The organism is Mesorhizobium sp. P2_F5 (assembly GCF_056403715.1).
Window position 1 is genome coordinate 168047 of the sequence record NZ_JBFUEY010000007.1, and the last position, 20306, is coordinate 188352.

Annotated in this window: 15 protein-coding genes; 10 read left to right on the top strand and 5 right to left on the bottom strand. The window is 62.7% G+C overall.

Annotated elements, in window-relative coordinates; translation table 11 throughout:
* The first annotated feature begins 374 nt into the window (after nt 1–374).
* From cysD to cysQ, 3 genes are read left to right on the top strand one after another with little or no spacing between them, the layout of a single operon-like run.
* Nucleotides 375–1280 carry a sulfate adenylyltransferase subunit CysD gene (gene cysD / locus AC1DYO_RS12670; RefSeq protein WP_477263614.1) on the top strand — a complete coding sequence of 302 codons (906 nt, stop codon included), beginning with the start codon at nt 375–377 and terminating at the stop codon, nt 1278–1280.
* 2 nt (nt 1281–1282) lie between these two features.
* Nucleotides 1283–3220: a sulfate adenylyltransferase subunit CysN gene (gene cysN / locus AC1DYO_RS12675; RefSeq protein WP_477263616.1), complete on the top strand. Its 1938-nt coding sequence runs from the start codon at nt 1283–1285 to the stop codon at nt 3218–3220.
* Nucleotides 3221–3230: 10 nt separating this feature from the next.
* Entirely contained in the window at nt 3231–4022 is a 792-nt protein-coding gene (gene cysQ / locus AC1DYO_RS12680) for a 3'(2'),5'-bisphosphate nucleotidase CysQ (RefSeq protein WP_477263881.1), read from the top strand.
* 149 nt (nt 4023–4171) lie between these two features.
* On the opposite strand, the gene AC1DYO_RS12685 is transcribed toward cysQ, so the two are convergent.
* The 5 genes from AC1DYO_RS12685 to AC1DYO_RS12705 all read right to left on the bottom strand — a co-directional run bounded on the left by AC1DYO_RS12685 (nt 4172) and on the right by AC1DYO_RS12705 (nt 9220).
* Nucleotides 4172–5122, bottom strand: a complete 951-nt coding sequence (locus tag AC1DYO_RS12685) for an IS481 family transposase (protein WP_477263617.1) — start codon at nt 5120–5122, stop codon at nt 4172–4174.
* A gap of 67 nt (nt 5123–5189) precedes the next feature.
* Complete coding sequence (locus AC1DYO_RS12690; protein ID WP_477263619.1) at nt 5190–6332, bottom strand: DegT/DnrJ/EryC1/StrS family aminotransferase; 1143 nt, start codon at nt 6330–6332, stop codon at nt 5190–5192.
* Nucleotides 6333–6626: 294 nt separating this feature from the next.
* Complete coding sequence (locus AC1DYO_RS12695) at nt 6627–7550, bottom strand: carbohydrate kinase family protein (protein WP_477263621.1); 924 nt, start codon at nt 7548–7550, stop codon at nt 6627–6629.
* On the bottom strand, nt 7547–7993 hold the full coding sequence (locus tag AC1DYO_RS12700; protein ID WP_477263623.1) for an RbsD/FucU family protein: 447 nt from the start codon (nt 7991–7993) through the stop codon (nt 7547–7549). The genes AC1DYO_RS12695 and AC1DYO_RS12700 overlap by 4 nt, the downstream gene beginning before the upstream one ends.
* Nucleotides 7994–9220 carry an ROK family transcriptional regulator gene (locus tag AC1DYO_RS12705; RefSeq protein WP_477263625.1) on the bottom strand — a complete coding sequence of 409 codons (1227 nt, stop codon included), beginning with the start codon at nt 9218–9220 and terminating at the stop codon, nt 7994–7996. It abuts the gene before it with no gap.
* A gap of 221 nt (nt 9221–9441) precedes the next feature.
* Here AC1DYO_RS12705 and AC1DYO_RS12710 point away from each other — a divergent pair, with 221 nt between their 5' ends.
* The 7 genes from AC1DYO_RS12710 to glgA all read left to right on the top strand — a co-directional run bounded on the left by AC1DYO_RS12710 (nt 9442) and on the right by glgA (nt 20304).
* Entirely contained in the window at nt 9442–10473 is a 1032-nt protein-coding gene (locus AC1DYO_RS12710) for a sugar ABC transporter substrate-binding protein (RefSeq protein ID WP_263790502.1), read from the top strand.
* A 106-nt stretch (nt 10474–10579) separates the two neighbouring features.
* Entirely contained in the window at nt 10580–11737 is a 1158-nt protein-coding gene (locus AC1DYO_RS12715) for an ABC transporter permease (protein WP_477263628.1), read from the top strand.
* A complete protein-coding gene (locus tag AC1DYO_RS12720; protein ID WP_477263630.1) occupies nt 11737–12519 on the top strand; it encodes an ATP-binding cassette domain-containing protein in 783 nt (260 codons plus the stop codon). The genes AC1DYO_RS12715 and AC1DYO_RS12720 overlap by 1 nt, the downstream gene beginning before the upstream one ends.
* Nucleotides 12520–12660: 141 nt before the next feature.
* Nucleotides 12661–15123 carry a glycogen/starch/alpha-glucan phosphorylase gene (locus AC1DYO_RS12725; protein WP_477263632.1) on the top strand — a complete coding sequence of 821 codons (2463 nt, stop codon included), beginning with the start codon at nt 12661–12663 and terminating at the stop codon, nt 15121–15123.
* A gap of 118 nt (nt 15124–15241) precedes the next feature.
* Nucleotides 15242–17455, top strand: coding sequence for a 1,4-alpha-glucan branching protein GlgB (gene glgB / locus AC1DYO_RS12730; RefSeq protein ID WP_477263634.1), 2214 nt, complete (start codon nt 15242–15244; stop codon nt 17453–17455).
* Between the two features lie 59 nt (nt 17456–17514).
* Nucleotides 17515–18780 (top strand): glucose-1-phosphate adenylyltransferase, encoded by a 1266-nt coding sequence (glgC, locus tag AC1DYO_RS12735; protein ID WP_112564064.1) that lies wholly within the window; start codon nt 17515–17517, stop codon nt 18778–18780.
* 78 nt (nt 18781–18858) lie between these two features.
* Nucleotides 18859–20304 (top strand): glycogen synthase GlgA, encoded by a 1446-nt coding sequence (gene glgA, locus AC1DYO_RS12740; protein WP_477263636.1) that lies wholly within the window; start codon nt 18859–18861, stop codon nt 20302–20304.
* Nucleotides 20305–20306 lie beyond the last annotated feature (2 nt).

Sequence of the window (20306 nt, forward strand, 5' to 3'; positions counted from 1 at the left end):
TGTTTGGCGGCGGCATTTTGCGGCATGCCACATGGCGCGGGTTCAGCAGCCGGTATAGCGATTGGGCCCGGTTTTCGATAGTGCGGTGGGGTCGGGCCGCCATTTCTCTCGATGCGGGCAATATTTTCCCCGGCCTTTTAGAGGTGTCGATCCACTGAGCAGGAATTTCCAGATTTTGCATTTTGCGTGGAAAATTCGTTCCCGATCGACGCTGCTACCGGCCTTTCCAGCATTGTTATATCAGATGGCGATCTGCTAAAACGCCGGCACGAACCAAATAATGTCCAGCAGAGAAGCTTGAACCGGGTGGCTGAGAAGGACGCCCGATCCATCTGATGCAAGGTCTGGATGGCACGAGAGAACGCTCACAGTCCATGAACATCGCACTTACGCATTTGCAGCGGCTCGAGGCCGAATCCATCCACATCTTCCGTGAGGTTGCGGCCTCCTTCTCCAAGCCGGTGATGCTCTATTCCGTCGGCAAGGATTCCTCCGTGCTGATGCATCTGGCGATGAAGGCCTTCTATCCAGCCAAGCCGCCTTTCCCGTTCCTGCATGTCGACACCACGTGGAAGTTCCGCGAGATGATCACCTTTCGCGACCAGATGGCGCAGAAGCTCGGTTTCGACCTGCTGGTCCACGTCAATGAAGACGGGGTGCGCGACGGCATCAACCCTTTCGACCACGGCTCGAACACCCACACCCATGTGATGAAGACGGTGGCGCTGCGCCAGGCCCTCGACAAATACGGTTTCGACGCTGCCTTCGGCGGCGCGCGGCGTGACGAGGAGAAGTCGCGCGCCAAGGAGCGCATCTTTTCCTTCCGCAACGCCCAGCATGTCTGGGACCCGAAGAACCAGCGGCCGGAAATGTGGAAGATCTTCAACACCCGCATCGCGCCGGGTGAATCGATCCGCGTCTTTCCGCTGTCGAACTGGACCGAGCTCGACATCTGGCAATACATTCTGCAGGAAAACATCCCGATCGTTCCGCTCTATTTCGCCAAGGAGCGGCCGGTGGTCGAACGCGACGGCATGCTGATCATGAAGGATGACGACCGCATGCAATTGCGCCCCGGCGAGACGGTGGAGAGCCGCCTAGTACGCTTCCGCACGCTCGGCTGCTATCCGCTGACCGGCGCCATCGAATCCGACGCCGACACGCTCGAAGCCATTGTCGGCGAGATGCTGACGGCGCGCACCTCCGAGCGCCAGGGCCGCCTCATCGACCGCGATGAAGCCGGCTCCATGGAAAAGAAGAAGCGCGAGGGGTATTTCTGAGCATGCGCCACATCCTGGCCAAGAGCCTCGCCCCCACCGACGGTATCCGCGAATACATGGCGGCACAGGAGAAGAAGTCGCTGCTGCGCTTCCTCACCTGCGGCTCGGTCGACGACGGCAAGTCGACGTTGATCGGCCGCCTTCTGTCCGACACCAAGCAGATCTTCGAGGATCAGCTCGCCGCGCTCGAGCGTGATTCCCGCAAGCACGGCACCACCGGCGACGACATCGACTTCGCGCTGCTGGTCGACGGTCTCGAGGCCGAGCGCGAGCAGGGCATCACCATCGACGTCGCCTATCGCTTCTTTGCCACGCCCAAGCGCAAGTTCATCGTCGCCGACACACCTGGCCACGAACAATACACCCGCAACATGGCGACCGGCGCTTCGACCGCCGATCTCGCCATCGTGCTGATCGATGCGCGCCAGGGCGTGCTGCGCCAGACCCGGCGCCACTCGATCATCGCCTCGCTGCTCGGCATTCGCCACATCGTGCTTGCCGTCAACAAGATCGACCTCGTCGATTTCGACCAGGCGGTGTTCGACCGCATCGTCGAGGACTACGGGCAGTTCTCGCGCGATCTCGGCTTCCAGACGATCGTGCCGATCCCGATGTCGGCCCGCTACGGCGACAATGTCACCAGCCGCTCGGACAAGACGGCGTGGTATTCCGGCCCGTCGCTGATCGAGCATCTCGAGACCGTGTCGGTCGACGAGGCCGCGGTCGAACTGCCGTTCCGGTTTCCGGTGCAGTATGTCAACCGGCCCAATCTCGACTTCCGCGGCTTTGCCGGCACCATCGCGTCCGGCCAGGTCGCGCAGGGCGACGAGGTGGTCGTCGCCAAGTCCGGCAAGGCCTCGCGGGTCAAGCGCATCGTCGCGCAAGGCGGCGATCTTGCCCAGGCCGTCGCCGGCCAGGCCATCACGCTTGTGCTCGATGACGAGGTCGAGGTCTCCAGAGGCAACATGCTGGTGTCGCCCGCAGCGCGGCCGCAGGTCGCCGACCAGTTCGCCGCCAACATCGTGTGGTTTGACGAGGCAGCGCTGCTGCCCGGCCGCTCCTACATTCTGCGCACCGAGACCGACCAGACCAGCGCCACCGTCACCGACCTGAAATACCGCGTCAACGTCAACGATTTCGCCCGCGAGGCGGCAAAGTCGCTCGACATGAACGAAGTCGGCATCTGCAACATCTCGACCCGGGCGCCGATCGCCTTCGACACCTTCGCCGACAACCGCACCACCGGCGCCTTCATCCTGATCGACCGCATCTCAAACGCCACGGTCGGCGCCGGCATGATCCTGCATACGTTGCGCCGCGCCGAAAACATCCACTGGCAATCGCTCGATGTCGGCAAGCGCGGTCGCTCCGACCTGAAGAGCCAGCGGCCGGCTGTGTTCTGGTTCACTGGGCTTTCCGGTTCGGGCAAGTCGACCATCGCCAACCTGCTCGAGAAGAAGCTGTTCGCCTCCGGGCGCCACACCTACATTCTCGATGGCGACAATGTCCGCCACGGCCTCAACCGCGACCTTGGTTTCACCGACGCCGACCGCGTCGAAAACATCCGCCGCGTCGCCGAAGTGGCCAAGCTGATGGCCGATGCCGGGCTGATCGTCATTGTCTCCTTCATCTCGCCCTTCAGCGCCGAACGACGCATGGCGCGCGAGCTGATGGCCGACGGTGAATTCGTCGAAGTATTCGTCGATACGCCGTTCGAGGAATGCGCAAGGCGCGACCCAAAAGGCCTTTACGCGCGGGCGCTGAATGGCGAGATCAAGAACTTCACCGGCGTCGATTCACCGTATGAAGCCCCGGAAAAACCGGAAATCCATCTTAAGACACTCGGCAAGACGGCCGAGGAGATGGTAGAGGCTCTGGAACACTGGCTGAACGAGCGCGACATTGCTGAAGACCAATACGAAGCCGGCGGCGGCATCTGACGACGAGGTGATGCTTGGCCTGTTCGAGCGCCTGGCGCTCGAAGCCGGCCGCGAGGTGATGCGGGTCTTCAGGGCTGGCTGCGCGGTCGACAGCAAATCCGACTCCTCGCCGGTGACGGAAGCCGACCGCGAGAGCGAGACGATCATCCTTGCCGGCCTGCGTGCGGCCTTTCCCGACACTCCCTGCGTCGCCGAGGAAGAGGTCGCAGCCGGCATCGTGCCGCCCGATCTCGATGGCGCCTTCTTCCTGATCGATCCGCTCGATGGCACCAAGGAATTCGTCAACCGCAGGACCGATTTCACCGTCAACATCGCGCTCATCCGCCGCGGCGTGCCGGAAATCGGCGTCGTCTTTGCGCCCTGCCGCGGACGCTTCTTTTCGGGACGGCCGGGCAGGGCGGAAGCAATCGAAGTCGACGACAATTACCAGATTGTCGGCCGCCGGCGGATTTCGGTCAGGACGGCGGTGACGCCGCTGGCCGTCGTTGCCAGCCGCTCGCACAACACGCCGGAGACCGAAGCCTTCATCAGGGACCTCGGCGCCGCCGAGATCGTCTCGGTCGGCTCATCGCTGAAATTCTGCCTGCTCGCCGCAGCCGAAGCCGACATCTATCCGCGCTTCGGCCGCACCATGGAGTGGGACACGGCTGCCGGTGACGCCGTGCTGCGCGCCGCCGGCGGCATGACGCGTACGCTGGACGGCGAGCCGCTGGCCTATGGCAAGCGCAAGCAGAGCGACGACGAAGATTTCGCCAACCCGCATTTCATTGCGAGCGGGAAGGCGGCGGAGGCAAGCCCGTAATCTCCCCCCTTGAGGGGGAGATGGCCGGCAGGCCAGAGGGGGGTCGCCGCGCATGAAGCGCTGACCTCTTTTTGTAGTAAGGAGGCCGAGCCCGGTCGAACGGACCCCCTCTGTCGCCTTCGGCGACATCTCCCCCTCAAGGGGGGAGATTAGGTGTTTAGTCCTGGCATTTGGTGGACCGGATCGAGTCGGAAGCGTTTGGGTTCTTTTTGCCAGATTTTGCAGATGAACTCATAGGGTGTGAGGCCTTTGAGGGTCTTGAGCCTGCGCGCAAAATTGTAGGCTGAGAGGAAGTCGGCAAGGTGCCGGCGCAGCTGGTCGTGATCATCATAGTGGAAGCACTTGACGGTCGCGTCCTTGATGGTTCGGTTCATCCGCTCGACCTGGCCGTTGGTCCATGGATGGTTGATCTTGGTGAGCCGGTGCTCGATGCCATGGTCAGCGCAGACGTCGTCAAAAACATGCCTGGGGGCGTGGCGGTCGCAGCTGCGATTGGTGAACTGGATGCCGTTGTCGGTCAGAATTGTATGGATGACATAGGGCACGGCCGCGATCAGATCCCGAAGGAACTGGACCATCGTCATCTTGTCCGCGGTTGCGTGCAACTGCGCATAAGCGAACTTGGACGTCCGATCGATGGCAACGAACAGGCGCAGCTTGCCCTCGGCGGTCTGCACCTCGGCGATATCGATGTGGAAATAGCCGATCGGATAGGCCTTGAACTTCTGCTTGGCCGGCTTGTCGGCGCCCGTCTGCGGCAACCGCGAAATGCCGTGGCGCCGAAGGCAACGATGCAATGACGAGCGCGTCAGATGCGGGATCGTCGGCTGTAGGGCATAGAGGCAATCATCGAGCGGCAGTTGCGTATGCTTGCGAAAGGCGACGATGGCTGCTTCCTCTTCGAGCGACAGCACCGTCGAGCGCGGCTCTCTGGGGCCGGTCGGAAGGTCGGCGGTCGAGGTCCGATTGCGCCACTTCGCGACCGTCTTGGGATCGATGCCATAGCGCTTGGCGAGCTTCTTCAGGCTCTCTTGACTATTTTGTATTGCTCGACGGATCGCCTCTGTCGTCGTGGCGCGGCCGTGTAGAACCTGACCCATAGTGCCTCCTTCCATTCCGCGGAAAAGATCGCACCATTAAAGCTAGGGATCAAACAATTAGGCGCCTCTAAGCCGCCGCTACATGCGCCGAGTTCGAGCCGATATAATTGCGGATCGTCTCGATGATGCGGTCCTGGTCGGCTTCGCTGAGGTAGGGATGCATCGGCAGGCACAGGATCCGCTTCGGCAGTTCCTCCGACACGGTAAGGCCGGTCGGCGTGCGCGGATAGTCGCGATAGGCGACCTGCTCGTGCAGCGGCTTCACATAGTAGATCACCGAAGGGATGCTCTTTTCGCCGAGATGCGCCCGCAAGCCGTCACGCTTCGGCGTCTCGATGGCATATTGCGCCCAGGCCGAGCGGCCGCCACCCAGATTGCGCGATGCCTTGACGATGTCGCCGAGACCTTCGGCATAGCGCTTGGCGACGACCTGGCGGGCGACCATCTCGTCTTCGAGGATGGCGAGCTTTTCGATCAGGATCGCCGCCTGGATCGTGTCGAGGCGTGAATTGATGCCGACGCGGACATTGTCGTACTGGGTTTCGCCCTTGCCGTGGAAGGCAAACGAACGAAGCTGGTCGGCCAACGCATCGTCATTGGTGAACATCGCGCCGCCATCGCCGTAGCAGCCGAGCGGCTTGGCCGGATAGAAGCTGGTCGAGCCGACATGGCCGAACGCGCCGCACATCTTGCCGTCGGCCGAGCCGCCGATCGATTGCGCCGCGTCCTCGATCACCAGCAGGCCTTCGCGCTTGGCGATTGCCATGATCGCCTCGTAGTCGGCGGCAAGCCCGAACAGGTCGACCGGAATGATCGCCTTCGGCTTCAGCCGGCCTTCCTTCTTGATCATGGCAATCGCCGCCTCGAGGCTGGCAATGTCGATGTTGTAGGTCTCGGCGTCGACATCGACGAAAACCGGTTCAGCCTTGGCCAACGCCACCACTTCCGCGGTCGCGGCGAAGGTGAAGCTCGGCACGAACACCGCGTCGCCCGGGCCGATGCCGGCGGCAAACAGCGGCAAAAGCAGCGCGTCGGTGCCGTTGGCGCAGGCCACGACATGCTTGGTGCCGATATAGGCGGCGAGCTTGTTTTCGAATTCGGTGACCTGCGGCCCGAGGATGTAGCGGCCTTCCTCGACGACATTATCGATCGCGGCCTTCAGCCGGTCGCGGATACGTTCGCGCTGCGCGCCAAGATCGATGAACTGCATGTCGGCCTCAAAATGGTAATGCGCGCGGTCCGGAGGACGACGACACGCACAGAAACAACAACTTAACCGGCCCGCTGGTACCAGAGTTGGGCCGGTCGAGAAAGCCGGCCCGGCCAGGCGGCCGGTGGCCGAGGTGTCGCAGCCTGTTACTACAGGTTTTTGCCGCGCTGCAGCAAGATGCCGGAAATCCGGGCTTTTCAAGACGCGACGCGGCTAATTTGTCGCGTCTTTCCGGCTCGCGGAAACATAAAGTGATCGGCTCTCGTGGCGGCTAGCGGCCGGATAATATGTGGATCAGGCGATTTCATGCCGCCAGGGCGGGTTGGCGCCGGCTCGTGACACGGTCACCGCCGCCGCCTTGGCGCTGAGCGCCAGCGCCTGGCGGATGGCGTCCTCGGAAAGGCCGCCGATGTCAGCCTTGGTGAGCAGGCCTTGCTCGTGCAGCGAGGCCAGAATGCCCGCGTTGAACGTGTCGCCGGCGCCGACCGTGTCGACCACTTCCACCTTCTGCGGCATCACCGTGACCTTATGCTCGCGGCTATAGCCGACAGCACCCTCGCTGCCATGGGTGACGACGATCAGCTTCGGCCCGCGGTCCAGCCAGTTTCGGATGACGTCCTCGTGCGAGCCGGCCTCACCAAACCAGTGCAGATCCTCGTCCGACAGCTTCACGATGTCGGCCATCGCCATCATCGAGCGGATGCGCCTGAGGTGCTTTGCCTTGTCGGGGATGAAGTTCGGCCGGATGTTGGGATCGAGCATCATGACGCGGCGCTGGTGCTCGCGCTTCATGAATTCCTCATAGGCAGCACCCGCCGGGTCGGAAATCAGGCTGATGGCGCCAAACAGCATAGCCTCGATCTCGGCGCCGAGCTCCGGCAGGTCTTCGGTGGTCAGCATGCGGCCGGCGGTGTTCTCGTCGTAGAAAGTATAGGTCGCCTGGCCGTTGGTGAGCCGGACAAAGGCGAGCGTGGTCGGGCGAGGGGAGGTGTGCGCATAGGTGGAACTGACCTTGCTTGCGCCGAGCGCCTCGCGGAACTGGCCGCCGAACAGATCCGATGACAGGCCGGAAAAGAAGCCGGCCGGCGCGCCGAGGCGGCCAAGCGCGATTGCCGTGTTGAACACCGCGCCGCCGACATAAGGCGCAAAGGCCGGCTCGCCCTGCGTCGTCGTGCGCGGCAGCATGTCGATCAGGGCTTCGCCGCAGCAGAGGATCATGTGTCAGGGCTTTCCGGCGGATAGATCACGCCTTTGCGGATGATGATGTTGGCGTAGAGCCTAGGTTCGCTGGTCGCGACGATCGCATACGCCGACCGGACGCGTGCATAAAAGTCGGCGCCGGCCAGCGCAACCACCTTGCGGCCCGGCGCGCGCCTGGTGCAGATCGCCTCGATTTCACGGTGGACCGGATCGGCAACCGAGGGATCGCCCCTGACCGAGGCACGAAACAGCGCTTCCGGCACAAAGTCGTCCACCGGCAGCACGCTCAATATGGCGTCGAGCACCGGTATGAGATGATGACCGTCGGCCCGCACCAGTCGGTTTGCCTGCTCCTCGGCCGGGTAGTTGCCGTCGACAAGCGCGATCTCGTCCCCATGGCCCATGGCGCGCAAGGTCGCCAGAAGCTCCGGACCGAGCAGCGACGGAATACCGATCAGCATTCAGGTGCTCCTGGAAATCGTGGTCGAACCGATGAGGAAGCGTTCGGACAGCGGCAGGCTGGCGCCGCCCAGCGCGCGGGCATGGATGCCGACCGTGCCTTCACGCACCAGCGGCAGCTTCAGGCCTTCGCCATCGATCGAACTGATGGCCTCTTTGATCGCATCCACGAGCCGGCGCCGCACCGCGAGCGGCATCCAGCCGTCGATGACCGCCGCCTCGAAATCGATCACCGAGGACGCCGCGACAATGGCGTAGGCGAGCGCCCGAGCGGCATTGGTGATCCAGTCGTCGAGCTCGTGGCCGATCTCGCCCCAATCCTCAGGCGACGTCCACAAATGCGAAGCCTCGACGCCGCGTGCGTTAAGCGCCTTTTCGAGCATGGCAATCGAGGCGACGTCGATGAGCTGCGTCGGCTTGCCGTCCGGCCCCGGCACCGGCATCGAGCCCAGCGCCCCGGCATTGCCCGTTGGTCCACCAAACAGTCGGCCATTGAGCACGATGCCGCCGCCGGCAAAGGCGCCGATATAGAAATAGACGAAGTCGCGCGCCCCGCCGGTCTGGCCGAACACCAGTTCGGCGCCGCAGGCTGACGTGGCGTCATTCTGCAGATAGACCGGGAATTCGCACTGCGCCTGGATGTCGGCGCGGATGTCGCGATGGCGCCATTCGTCCATGATGTCGCGCGGCGCACCCGCGGTGTCGGCCCAGTTCCACAGTTCGAACGGCATGGCGATGCCGAGCCCGGCAATGCGCTTGTCCTGCGCCTGTGTCAGTTCGGCGCGCATCGTCTTCATGCCTTCGGTGACGAACTCCACCGTCTCGCGCGGCGCCGGATAACGGTAGGAGTGCTGCAGCATGGAACGCACAGTGCCGAGGAAATCGATCAGCACCAGTTCGGCACTGCGGCGGCCAATCTTGAGGCCGATGAAGAAGGCGCCTTCGGGGTTGAGCGCCATCGGGATGGAGGGCTGGCCGATCTTGCCGCGCAACGGCGCCTGGCGCAGCAGCAGGCTGTCTTCCTCCAGTTCGCGCATGATGACCGAGACGGTCTGCGCCGACAGCCCGGTCATGCGCGCAATGTCTGATTTGGCCAGGCTGCCGTGCTGGCGCACTAGCGACAGCACCAGCCGCTCATTGTGGTCGCGCATGCCGCTCTGGTTGGTGCCACGGTGGAGACGGCTTTCGGCCGCCTCGGGCGAACCGTGCCTCGCAATGCCGGTCTCCACCCTTGTTCCTTCCCTTGATTTATTCTCACTGCTTTTGCGGCAGAATGGGTGAACCGTGCAATGCTGTCAATAATAAATAAGAGTGATTTAATTATTGACAGGTGATCGCTATTGGTGTTTCGTCAGCCGTAGGGGCGCTCGACTGGGAAGAGTGCGCGAACGCCCGCATGATGGCTCCGGGTGGCCCGGTGCCGCATGGCTTATCTGGGAGGAGTATCTTGATGAAAACGTCCGTACTGAAGTCTGCGTTGCTCGGCGCGACCGCCACTGCCCTCGTTGTGTTGGCCGCTCCTGCATACGCCGCCGACATCGGCGCCTGCCTGATTACCAAAACCGATACCAATCCCTTCTTCGTCAAGATGAAGGAAGGTGCCACAGCCAAAGCCACAGAACTCGGTGTCAGCCTCAAGGCCTATGCCGGCAAGGACGACGGCGACAATGAAGGCCAGGTCGCGGCGGTCGAAACCTGCATCGCGGATGGCGTCAAGGGCATTCTGATCACCCCTTCGGACAGCAAAGCCATTGTTCCGACGATCAAGAAGGCGCGTGACGCCGGCATCCTCGTGATCGCGCTCGATACACCGCTTGATCCGATCGATGCCGCCGACCAGACCATGGCCACCGACAACTTCGAAGCCGGCCGGCTGATCGGCGCCTATGCCGCCGCCAAACTCGGCGACAAGGCCAAGGACGCCCGTATCGGCTTCCTCGACATCAATACCAAGCAAGTCACCGTAGACGTGCTGCGCGACCAGGGCTTCATGAAGGGCTTCGGCATCGACGTGAAGGATGTCAATGTGATCGGCGACGAAGACGATCCGCGCATTGTCGGCCATGACTATACCAACGGCAATCCGGAAGGCGGCCGTCAGGCCATGGAAAACCTTCTGCAGAAGGACCCCACCATCAACGTCATCCACACCATCAACGAGCCTGCGGCCGCGGGTGCCTACGAAGCTCTCAAGGCGGTCGGCAAGGAAAAGGATGTTCTCATCATGTCGGTCGACGGCGGCTGCCCGGGTGTGAAGAATGTCGCGGAAGGCGTCATCGGTGGGACCTCGCAGCAGTATCCGCTGCTGATGGCGTCGATGGGCGTGGAAGCCATCAAGAAGTTCGCCGACTCTGGCGAGAAGCCGAAGGTGACGGAAGGCAAGACCTTCTTCGACACTGGCGTCACGCTGATCACCGACAATCCGGTGGAAGGCGTCCCTTCGATCGACACCAAGGAAGGCCTGGCCAAGTGCTGGGGCTGATTTGACACGCCCTGACTAAGAGCGCGAATATCGGCTTCGTGCGGGAGGGCGGTCTCCAGGCCGCCCTTTTGCGCGAAGGAGGAAACAACATCCCGGAGGGATAGAGATGACCGACGCATCGGCGAACGCCGGGCGACCGCAAGAGTTCGAGAAGGGTCTCGCTGACAGTGACGCGTCCGTGGCGAGCTTCGACACCCACAGCAAGTCGCCGATTGAAAAATTCCAGCATGCACTCCATGCGAACCAGGCGGCTGTTCCGCTGATCGTGCTGGTGGCGTCGATCCTGGTCTTCGGCATCCTCGCCGGCCCCAAATTCTTCAACTGGTTCGCGCTCACGCTGATCCTTCAGCAAGTGGCCATCACCGGCATCATAGGGGCGGCACAGACCCTCGTCATCCTCACCGCCGGCATCGATCTTTCGGTCGGCGCCATCATGGTGCTGTCGTCGGTGGTGATGGGGCAGTTCGCGTTTCGCTATGGCTTGCCGGTTCCGTTGTCGCTTCTCTGCGGCTTCGGTTGCGGAGCGCTGTGCGGTTTCATCAATGGCGTCCTTATCGCCTACATGAAGTTGCCGCCCTTCATCGTGACGCTTGGCACCTGGCAGATATTTTCGGCTGCCAACTTTCTCTATTCCCGCAACGAGACGATCCGCGGCCAGGACGTAGAGGCCCAAGCCCCGCTTCTGCAATTGTTCGGCAACAAGCTCAAATGCGACGGGCACATCTGGCAGAACTTCGTGTGCGACTACGTACCGCCGGTCAGATGGCTGTTTGACGGCCTGTCCCTCGTCGGCGCGACCATCACGCTCGGCGTTGTCACCATGGTGCTGCTCGTCTTGCTGCTCTGGTATATTCTCAATTACACGGCCTGGGGCCGCCACGTCTACGCGACGGGCGACGATCCTGACGCAGCCGACCTGTCCGGCGTGCGCGTGCCGCGCATGCTGGTCCAGGTCTATACGATCTCGGGCTTGATCTGCGCCTTTGCCGGTTGGGTGCTGATCGGCCGCATCGGCTCGGTGTCGCCGACCGCGGGCGCATTCGCCAACATCGAATCCATTACCGCCGTGGTGATCGGCGGCACCTCCCTGTTCGGCGGCCGCGGCTCGATCCTCGGCATGATCTTCGGCGCGCTCATCGTCGGCGTTTTTCAGCTCGGGCTTCGGCTTATTGGCACCGATCCGCAATGGACGTTCTTTCTGATCGGAGTTCTCATCATCGGTGCCGTCGCGGTCGATCAGTGGATCAGAAAGGTTGCCGGCTAATGTCACGCGAACCCATCCTCACAACCCGCGGTCTGGTCAAGCGCTACGGCCGCGTTACCGCGCTCGACAATGCGGATTTCGATCTCTACGCCGGCGAAATCCTCGCGGTGATCGGCGACAACGGTGCCGGCAAATCGTCGCTCATCAAGGCGATCTCGGGCGCTATCACCGCTGATGAAGGCGAAATCCGTCTTGACGGCAAGGTTACTTCCTTCAAGTCGCCGATGGAGGCACGCGATGCCGGCATCGAAACCGTCTACCAGAACCTTGCCCTGTCACCGGCGCTCTCCATCGCCGACAACATGTTCCTCGGCCGCGAGATCCGCAAACCTGGCTTGCTCGGCCAATGGTTTCGGATGCTCGACCGCCGGGCGATGGAAAAGCGCGCCCGCGACAAACTCTCCGAGCTCGGCCTGATGACCATCCAGAACATCAGCCAGGCAGTGGAGACGCTGTCGGGTGGCCAGCGCCAGGGCGTGGCGGTGGCGCGCGCTGCCGCCTTCGGTTCAAAGGTCGTCATCATGGACGAGCCGACGGCGGCCCTCGGCGTCAAGGAGAGCCGCCGCGTGCTCGAACTGATCCTCGACGTCAAGAAACGCGGCCTGCCGATCGTGCTGATCTCGCACAACATGCCGCATGTCTTCGAAGTGGCCGACCGTATCCACATCCATCGGCTGGGACGTCGCCTCTGCGTCATCGATCCCAAGCAATATACCATGTCGGATGCCGTGGCTTTCATGACTGGAGCCAAGGTTCCGCCAGAGGCGGCTCTGGCAGCTTGATCCGCTGCGATGGATAAATTGCCGCAGGGGAACCGGCAGCTATCCGACCTAAATCGATTGAATGTATGTTGCAATGCACTAGGATGGGCTGGGACTGACAGCGAAAGCCGGTATGATCGCAGCACGATCACGAGAGGCAGTATGACGCGAACAATGACAGCCAAAGCTCCTGTTCTCGAAATCCCCGATCCCAAGACGCTCGCCGACGAGGTGCTGTCGGCCCTCAAATACCGGGTCGGCAAGGGCACCTCCGTCGCCACGCAATATGATTGGCTGACCGCCTCGATCAAGGTCGTGCGCGACCGCATCGTCGATCACTGGATGCAGGCGACGCAGGAGGCCTACGCCCAGCAGGAAAAGCGCGTCTACTATCTGTCGCTCGAATTCCTCATCGGCCGGCTGATGCGCGACGCCTTCTCCAATCTCGGCCTGATGGACAATATGCGCGAGGCGCTGAAGTCGCTGGGCGTCGACCTCGACCTCATCGCCGGGCTCGAACCGGATGCGGCGCTCGGCAATGGCGGCCTCGGCCGGCTCGCCGCCTGCTTCATGGAAAGCATGGCGACCGTCGACATTCCCGCTCATGGCTACGGCATCCGCTACGCCAACGGCATGTTCCGCCAGGAGATCCATGACGGCTGGCAGGTCGAACTGCCCGAAACCTGGCTCGACCACGGCAACCCCTGGGAGTTCGAACGCCGCGAGCGCGCCTTCGAGGTCGGCTTCGGCGGTTCGGTGGAATCGATCACCTCCAAGGACGGCAGGCTTGAGCGCCACGTCTGGAAGCCGACCGAACATGTCCAGGCAGTCGCCTACGACACGCCCGTGGTCGGCTGGCGCGCCAACCGCGTCAACACGCTGCGGCTGTGGTCCGGCATGCCGATCGATCCGATCCTGCTCGACAAGTTCAACGCCGGCGACCACATCGGAGCTCTTGCCGAAAGCAACAAGGCCGATGCGCTGTCGCGCGTGCTTTATCCCGCCGATTCCCACAAGGCCGGGCAGGAGCTAAGGCTCCGCCAGGAATACTTCTTCTCCACTGCCTCGCTCCAGGACATCCTCCAGCGCCATCTCAGCCAGTATGGCGATCTCGTGTCGCTGCCCGACAAGGCGGCGATCCATCTCAACGACACCCATCCGGCGATTGCCGTGCCGGAGCTGTTGCGTCTGCTGATGGACATCCACGGCATGGATTTCGACCAGGCCTGGGACATCACCAAGCGCACCTTCGGCTACACCAACCACACGCTGCTGCCAGAGGCGCTGGAAAGCTGGCCGGTGCCGCTGTTCGAGCGGCTTTTGCCGCGCCACATGCAGATCGTCTACGCCATCAATGCGCAGGTGCTGCTCGAGGCACGCGCCACCAACCAGTTCTCGGGCGAGCAGATCAGCCGCATCTCGCTGATCCAGGAAGCCGGCGACCGCCGCGTGCGCATGGGCAACCTCGCCTTTGTCGGCTCGCACTCGATCAATGGCGTGTCGGCGCTGCATACCGAGCTGATGAAGGAGACGGTGTTTGCCGATCTCCACAAGCTCTACCCCGACCGCATCAACAACAAGACCAACGGCATCACGCCGCGGCGCTGGCTGATCCAGTGCAATCCAGGCCTCACCGCGCTCACCCGTGAAGCGATCGGCGACCGCTTCCTTGACGATATCGACGCCATCAAGGGGCTTGAGGCCTTTGCCGGCGACGCTGCCTTCCGCGACAAGTTCGCCGCCGTCAAGCGCTCCAACAAGGTCAAGCTCGCCAATCTGGTCGCCGACCGGCTCGGCATCAAGGTCGACCCGTCGGCCCTGTTCGACATCCAGGTCAAGCGCATCCACGAATACAAGCGCCAGCTGCTCAACATCCTGGAAGCCGTTGCGCTTTACGACCAGATCCGCTCGCATCCCGAGCTGGACTGGATGCCGCGCGTCAAATTCTTCGGCGGCAAGGCGGCGCCCAGCTACCACAACGCCAAGCTGATCATCAAACTGGCCAACGACGTCGCCAAGGTCATCAACAGTGACCCGTCGGTGCGCGGCCTGCTGAAAGTGGTGTTCGTGCCGAACTACAATGTCAGCCTGGCCGAGGTGCTGATGCCAGCCGCCGACCTGTCCGAACAGATCTCGACCGCCGGCATGGAAGCGTCGGGCACCGGCAACATGAAGTTCGCGCTGAATGGCGCCTTGACCATCGGCACGCTCGACGGCGCCAATGTCGAGATCAAGGAGTGCGTCGGCGACGACAACATCTTCATCTTCGGCCTGACCACGGCCGAAGTAGCCGAGCGGCGCAGCAATGGCTACAACCCGCGCGCTGTCATCGAAGGATCGCCGGAACTGGCGCAAGCTGTCGCCGCCGTCTCATCGGGTGTGTTCTCGCCCGACCAGCCGGATCGCTACCGCGAACTGATCGACGGTCTCTACAACACCGACTGGTTCATGGTTGCGGCGGATTTTGACGCCTATGCCGCCGCCCAGCGCGATGTCGATGCTGTCTGGCGCAACAGTCCCGACTGGTACGCACGCGCCATCCGCAACGTCGCCCGCGTCGGCTGGTTCTCTTCCGATCGCACAATCCGCCAATATGCGAAAGAAATCTGGAACGTGCCTGCCTGATATGATTGCATGAGGCCACGAACAATGTGGCCTCGTGAATGTCGCCCAAAAGTGCGTAGCGGTTTTGGGATAACGACATGAACAAAACAAAATAGATCCCTGGGAGGGACGCTACCTGATGAGGAAACCACGCGTGACCGCTGCGACAAGCGGGCCGGACGGGCTGGCCTCAGCCGGCGATGTCGCGGCGATTGTTGCCGGCACGCATGGCGATCCTTTTGCAATCCTGGGCGTGCATGAAGTCGGCAAGGGCTTTGTCGCCCGCTGCTTCGTACCCAATGCCGAGTTCGTCACCGCCTATACGTTGACCGGCAAGAACGCCGGCGAACTCTCACGCCGCGACGATGCCGGTTTCTTCGAGGGCAAGGTTTCGATCCGCAAACGCCAGCCGCTGCGCTATCACGCCAAAAATGCCGGCGGCGACTGGTGGTTGACCGATCCCTATTCCTTCGGCCCGGTGCTCGGCCCGATGGACGACTACTACATCGCGCAAGGGTCGCACCTCAGGCTGTTCGACAAGCTCGGCGCCCATCTCATCGACCATGAAGGCGCCTCCGGCGTGCATTTCGCCGTCTGGGCGCCCAATGCGCGCCGCGTTTCGGTGGTCGGCGACTTCAACGAATGGGACGGCCGCCGGCACACGATGCGCGACCGTCGCGACACCGGCATCTGGGAATTGTTCATTCCCGATATCGGCGCCGGCCACCCCTACAAATACGAGATCATCGCGCCCGATGGCGTGCGCCTGCCGCTCAAGGCCGATCCGTTCGCCTTCAAATCCGAACTGCGCCCGGCTACCGCTTCGGTGACGGCGGTGCCGCCGGCGCATGAATGGGGCGACGAGGCGCATCGCAGCTACTGGCGCAAGGCCGATCCCCGGCGCGAAGCCATCTCGATTTACGAGGTCCATGCCGGTTCGTGGCAGCAGCACGATGACGGCAGCTTCCTGTCATGGGACGAACTCGCCGACCAGCTGATCCCCTATGCCGTCGAAACCGGCTTCACCCACATCGAATTCCTGCCGATCTCCGAACATCCTTATGACCCGTCATGGGGTTATCAGACAACCGGACTTTATGCCCCGTCGGCGCGCTTCGGCGACCCGGACGGCTTTGCCCGTTTCGTCGATGGCGCCCACCGCGCCGGCGTCGGCGTCATCCTCGACTGGGTGCCGGCGCACTTTCCGGTCGACGCCCATGGCCTGGCCAATTTCGACGGCACAGCGCTCTATGAGCATGCCGATCCGCGCAAGGGTTTCCATCCCGACTGGAACACCGCGATCTACAATTTCGGCCGCCGCGAGGTGGTGTCGTTCCTCGTCAACAATGCGCTGTTCTGGGCCGAGAAATACCATGTCGACGGTTTGCGCGTCGATGCGGTGGCCTCGATGCTCTACCTCGATTATTCGCGCAAGGCCGGCGAATGGATCCCCAACGAGAAGGGCGGCCGCGAGAACCTCGAAGCAGTCTCCTTCCTGCAGAAGATGAACAAGGAGCTCTACGGCCACCATCCCGGCGTGATGACCATCGCCGAGGAGTCGACTTCGTGGCCGAAGGTCTCGGCGCCGGTGCATGAGGGCGGACTGGGCTTCGGCTTCAAGTGGAACATGGGCTTCATGCACGACACGCTGGAATATTTCGCCAAGGAGCCGATCTTCCGCAAGCACCATCACAACGACCTGACCTTCGGCCTGACCTACGCCTTCTCCGAAAATTTCGTACTGCCGCTGTCCCATGACGAGGTCGTGCATGGCAAAGGCACGCTGCTCGGCAAGATGGCTGGCGACGACTGGCAGAAATTCGCGACGTTGCGCGCCTTCTACGCCTTCATGTGGGGCTATCCCGGCAAGAAGCTGTTGTTCATGGGCCAGGAATTCGCCCAGCGCCGCGAGTGGAGCGAGGCGCGCGCGCTCGACTGGAACCTGCTCGACTTCCGCCCGCATCGCGGCGTCTGGCAGACGGTGCGCGATCTCAACTATCTCTACCGCTCGCGCCCGGCGCTGCATGCGCGCGACTGCGAGCCGGACGGCTTTTCCTGGCTGATCGTCGACGACAAGGAAAACTCCGTCTTCGCCTGGCTGCGCAGTGCGCCCGACGGCAATCCCATCGCCGTCATTTCCAACTTCACGCCGGTGCCGCGCGACAATTATCGCGTGCCATTGCCCAAGGTCGGCAAATGGCGCGAAATCATCAACACCGACGCTTCGGACTATGGTGGTTCGGGCAAGGGCAATGGCGGCGTGGTTGAAGCCAGGGCGGAAGGAGGAGGCATTTCGGCGACGATGCTTTTGCCGCCGCTGTCGACGATCATGCTTGAACTCGTAGAGGACTAAGTCCGTCAATTCGTTGCGGACTGAGCGATGCTCCAGACTGGTAATTTGGGAGGGTAAAAATGGCAGACTTGAAGAGAACCCAGCCGCTGGCGCGCGATGCCATGGCCTATGTGCTGGCCGGCGGCCGCGGCAGCCGGCTCAAGGAATTGACCGACCGACGCGCCAAGCCGGCCGTCTATTTCGGCGGCAAGACGCGCATCATCGATTTCGCGCTGTCCAATGCGCTCAACTCCGGCATTCGCCGCCTCGGTGTCGCCACCCAGTACAAGGCGCATTCGCTGATCCGCCACCTGCAGCGCGGCTGGAACTTCCTGCGCCCCGAGCGAAACGAAAGTTTTGACATCCTGCCGGCCAGCCAGCGTGTCTCGGAAACGCAGTGGTATGAAGGCACGGCCGACGCCGTCTACCAGAACATCGATATCATCGAGGCCTATGGCCCCGAATATATGGTGATCCTTGCCGGCGACCACATCTACAAGATGGACTATGAGCTGATGCTGCGTCAGCACGTCGACGCCAATGCCGACGTCACCGTCGGCTGCCTCGAAGTGCCGCGCATGGAAGCGACCGGCTTCGGCGTCATGCATGTCGACGGCAAGGACAACATCATCGCCTTCGTCGAAAAGCCCGCCGATCCGCCCGGCATTCCCGACAAGCCGGAATTCGCTCTGGCCTCGATGGGCATCTATGTCTTCAAGACCAAGTTCCTGATGGAGCAGCTGCGCCGCGATGCCGCCGAGCCGGGCTCCAGCCGCGACTTCGGCAAGGACATCATCCCCTACATCGTCCAGCACGGTAAGGCGATCGCGCATCGCTTCGCTAAATCCTGCGTGCGCTCGACCGCCGAGAACGAGGCCTATTGGCGCGATGTCGGCACCGTCGACGCCTATTGGGAAGCCAATATCGACCTGACCGATATTACCCCCGAACTCGACCTCTACGACCGCGACTGGCCGATCTGGACCTATGCCGAATTGAAGCCGCCGGCAAAGTTCGTACATGACGAGGATGGCCGCCGTGGTTCGGCCGTGTCCTCGCTGGTCTCAGGCGATTGCATCGTCTCAGGCGCGTCGCTGAAGCGCAGCCTGATCTTCACCGGCGCCCGTATCAACTCCTATTCGACGCTGGAAGAAGTCGTCATGCTGCCCGACGTTCATGTCGGCCGGAACGCAAAGTTGAAGCGCGTCGTCATCGACCACGGTGTAAGGATACCGGAAGGGCTGGTGGTCGGCGAAGACCCCGCGCTCGACGCCAAGCGCTTCCGGGTTTCGGAAAAGGGCATCTGCCTGGTCACGCAGGACATGATCGACAAGCTGAAGCTGTGAAGCAATTTCAGGAAAAGTGTGAAACGGTTTTCCGTCCGGAATTGCGAAAACAAAGAGTTAGACAGGGACGATAGACGCATGCAGGTTCTGTCGGTCACGCCCGAAATTTTCCCGCTGATCAAGACCGGCGGACTTGCCGACGTGACCGGCGCACTGCCGATCGCACTGGCCGCCAAGGGCGTGACGATGCGCACGCTCATCCCGGGCTTTCCGCAGGTGATGGGCGCCTTCAAGAAAAGGAAGGCCGTCTACCAGTACCCGCTGCTGCAGGGCGGCAAGGCTTCGGTCCATGCCGTGCAGGTTGCCGGGCTCGATTTGTTCGTGCTCGACGCGCCACATCTCTACGACCGTCCGGGCGGCCCCTATGGCAATGCGGCCGGCGCCGACTGGCCCGACAACTGGCGGCGCTTCGCGGCGTTGAGCCAGGTCGGCGGCGACATCGCCGGCGGCGCCATCTCCGGCTACCAGCCGGATCTGGTGCACGCCCATGACTGGCAGTCGGCCATGACGCTCGCCTATATGCGCTACGGCAAGGCGGTCGGCGTGCCGTCGCTGATCACCGTGCACAATCTTGCCTTCCAGGGCCAGTTCGGCGCCGGCATCTTCGGTGAGCTCGGCCTGCCGGCGGTGGCGATGGCGCTCGACGGCGTCGAATATTACGGTGGCGTCGGCTTCCTCAAGGCCGGTCTGCAGGCGGCCTGGGCGATCACCACGGTGAGCCCGACCTATGCCCAGGAAATCCGCTCGCCGGAATTCGGCATGGGCCTCGACGGCCTGATCAACATGCGATCCTCGGACCTCTACGGCATCGTCAATGGCATCGACACCGACATCTGGAACCCCGAGACCGACAAGCATCTGGTGTCGGCCTATTCCGCGCAGACGCTCAAAGCGCGCCTTCCCAACCGTGCGGTTGTCGAGGACCGCTTCAGCCTCGAACGCGACGACAGCCCGATTGTCTGCGTCATCAGCCGGCTGACCTGGCAAAAGGGCATGGACATATTGGCGGCGGTGGTCGACGGCGTCRTCGCCACCGGCGCGCGGCTGGCGATCCTCGGCTCGGGCGATGCCGGGCTGGAAGGCGCGCTGCTTGCCGCCGCCGCCCGCCATCGCGGCCGCATCGGCGTCGTCGTCGGCTATGACGAGGGGCTTTCCCACACCATGCAAGGCGGCTGCGATGCCATCGTCATCCCGTCGCGCTTCGAGCCTTGTGGGCTCACGCAGCTTTACGGCCTGCGCTATGGCTGCGTGCCGGTCGTTGCCCGCACCGGCGGCCTTGCCGACACCATCATCGACGCCAATGAGGCCGCGATCTCGGCAGGCGTCGCAACCGGCTTCCAGTTCGCGCCCAACAATGGCGGCGCGATGCTGCACGCCATCCGCCGGCTGGTCGACGCGCATGCGAGCCCGGCCGTCTGGGAACAGATCCAGCGCCAGGGCATGAAGGCCGATGTCTCCTGGGACAAGAGCGCCGACAAATACGTTGAACTCTACCGCCTGCTGCTTTCGAAAAGGGTTGCCTGAAG

Excerpts from the sequence above, each read along its gene's own strand:
- cysD (WP_477263614.1), top strand. The coding sequence starts at position 375 with ATGAACATCGCACTTACGCATTTGCAGCGGCTCGAGGCCGAATCCATC.
- cysN (WP_477263616.1), top strand. The coding sequence starts at position 1,283 with ATGCGCCACATCCTGGCCAAGAGCCTCGCCCCCACCGACGGTATCCGC.
- cysQ (WP_477263881.1), top strand. The coding sequence starts at position 3,231 with ATGCTTGGCCTGTTCGAGCGCCTGGCGCTCGAAGCCGGCCGCGAGGTG.
- AC1DYO_RS12685 (WP_477263617.1), bottom strand. The coding sequence starts at position 5,122 with ATGGGTCAGGTTCTACACGGCCGCGCCACGACGACAGAGGCGATCCGT.
- AC1DYO_RS12690 (WP_477263619.1), bottom strand. The coding sequence starts at position 6,332 with ATGCAGTTCATCGATCTTGGCGCGCAGCGCGAACGTATCCGCGACCGG.
- AC1DYO_RS12695 (WP_477263621.1), bottom strand. The coding sequence starts at position 7,550 with ATGATCCTCTGCTGCGGCGAAGCCCTGATCGACATGCTGCCGCGCACG.
- AC1DYO_RS12700 (WP_477263623.1), bottom strand. The coding sequence starts at position 7,993 with ATGCTGATCGGTATTCCGTCGCTGCTCGGTCCGGAGCTTCTGGCGACC.
- AC1DYO_RS12710 (WP_263790502.1), top strand. The coding sequence starts at position 9,442 with ATGAAAACGTCCGTACTGAAGTCTGCGTTGCTCGGCGCGACCGCCACT.
- AC1DYO_RS12715 (WP_477263628.1), top strand. The coding sequence starts at position 10,580 with ATGACCGACGCATCGGCGAACGCCGGGCGACCGCAAGAGTTCGAGAAG.
- AC1DYO_RS12720 (WP_477263630.1), top strand. The coding sequence starts at position 11,737 with ATGTCACGCGAACCCATCCTCACAACCCGCGGTCTGGTCAAGCGCTAC.
- AC1DYO_RS12725 (WP_477263632.1), top strand. The coding sequence starts at position 12,661 with ATGACGCGAACAATGACAGCCAAAGCTCCTGTTCTCGAAATCCCCGAT.
- glgB (WP_477263634.1), top strand. The coding sequence starts at position 15,242 with ATGAGGAAACCACGCGTGACCGCTGCGACAAGCGGGCCGGACGGGCTG.
- glgC (WP_112564064.1), top strand. The coding sequence starts at position 17,515 with ATGGCAGACTTGAAGAGAACCCAGCCGCTGGCGCGCGATGCCATGGCC.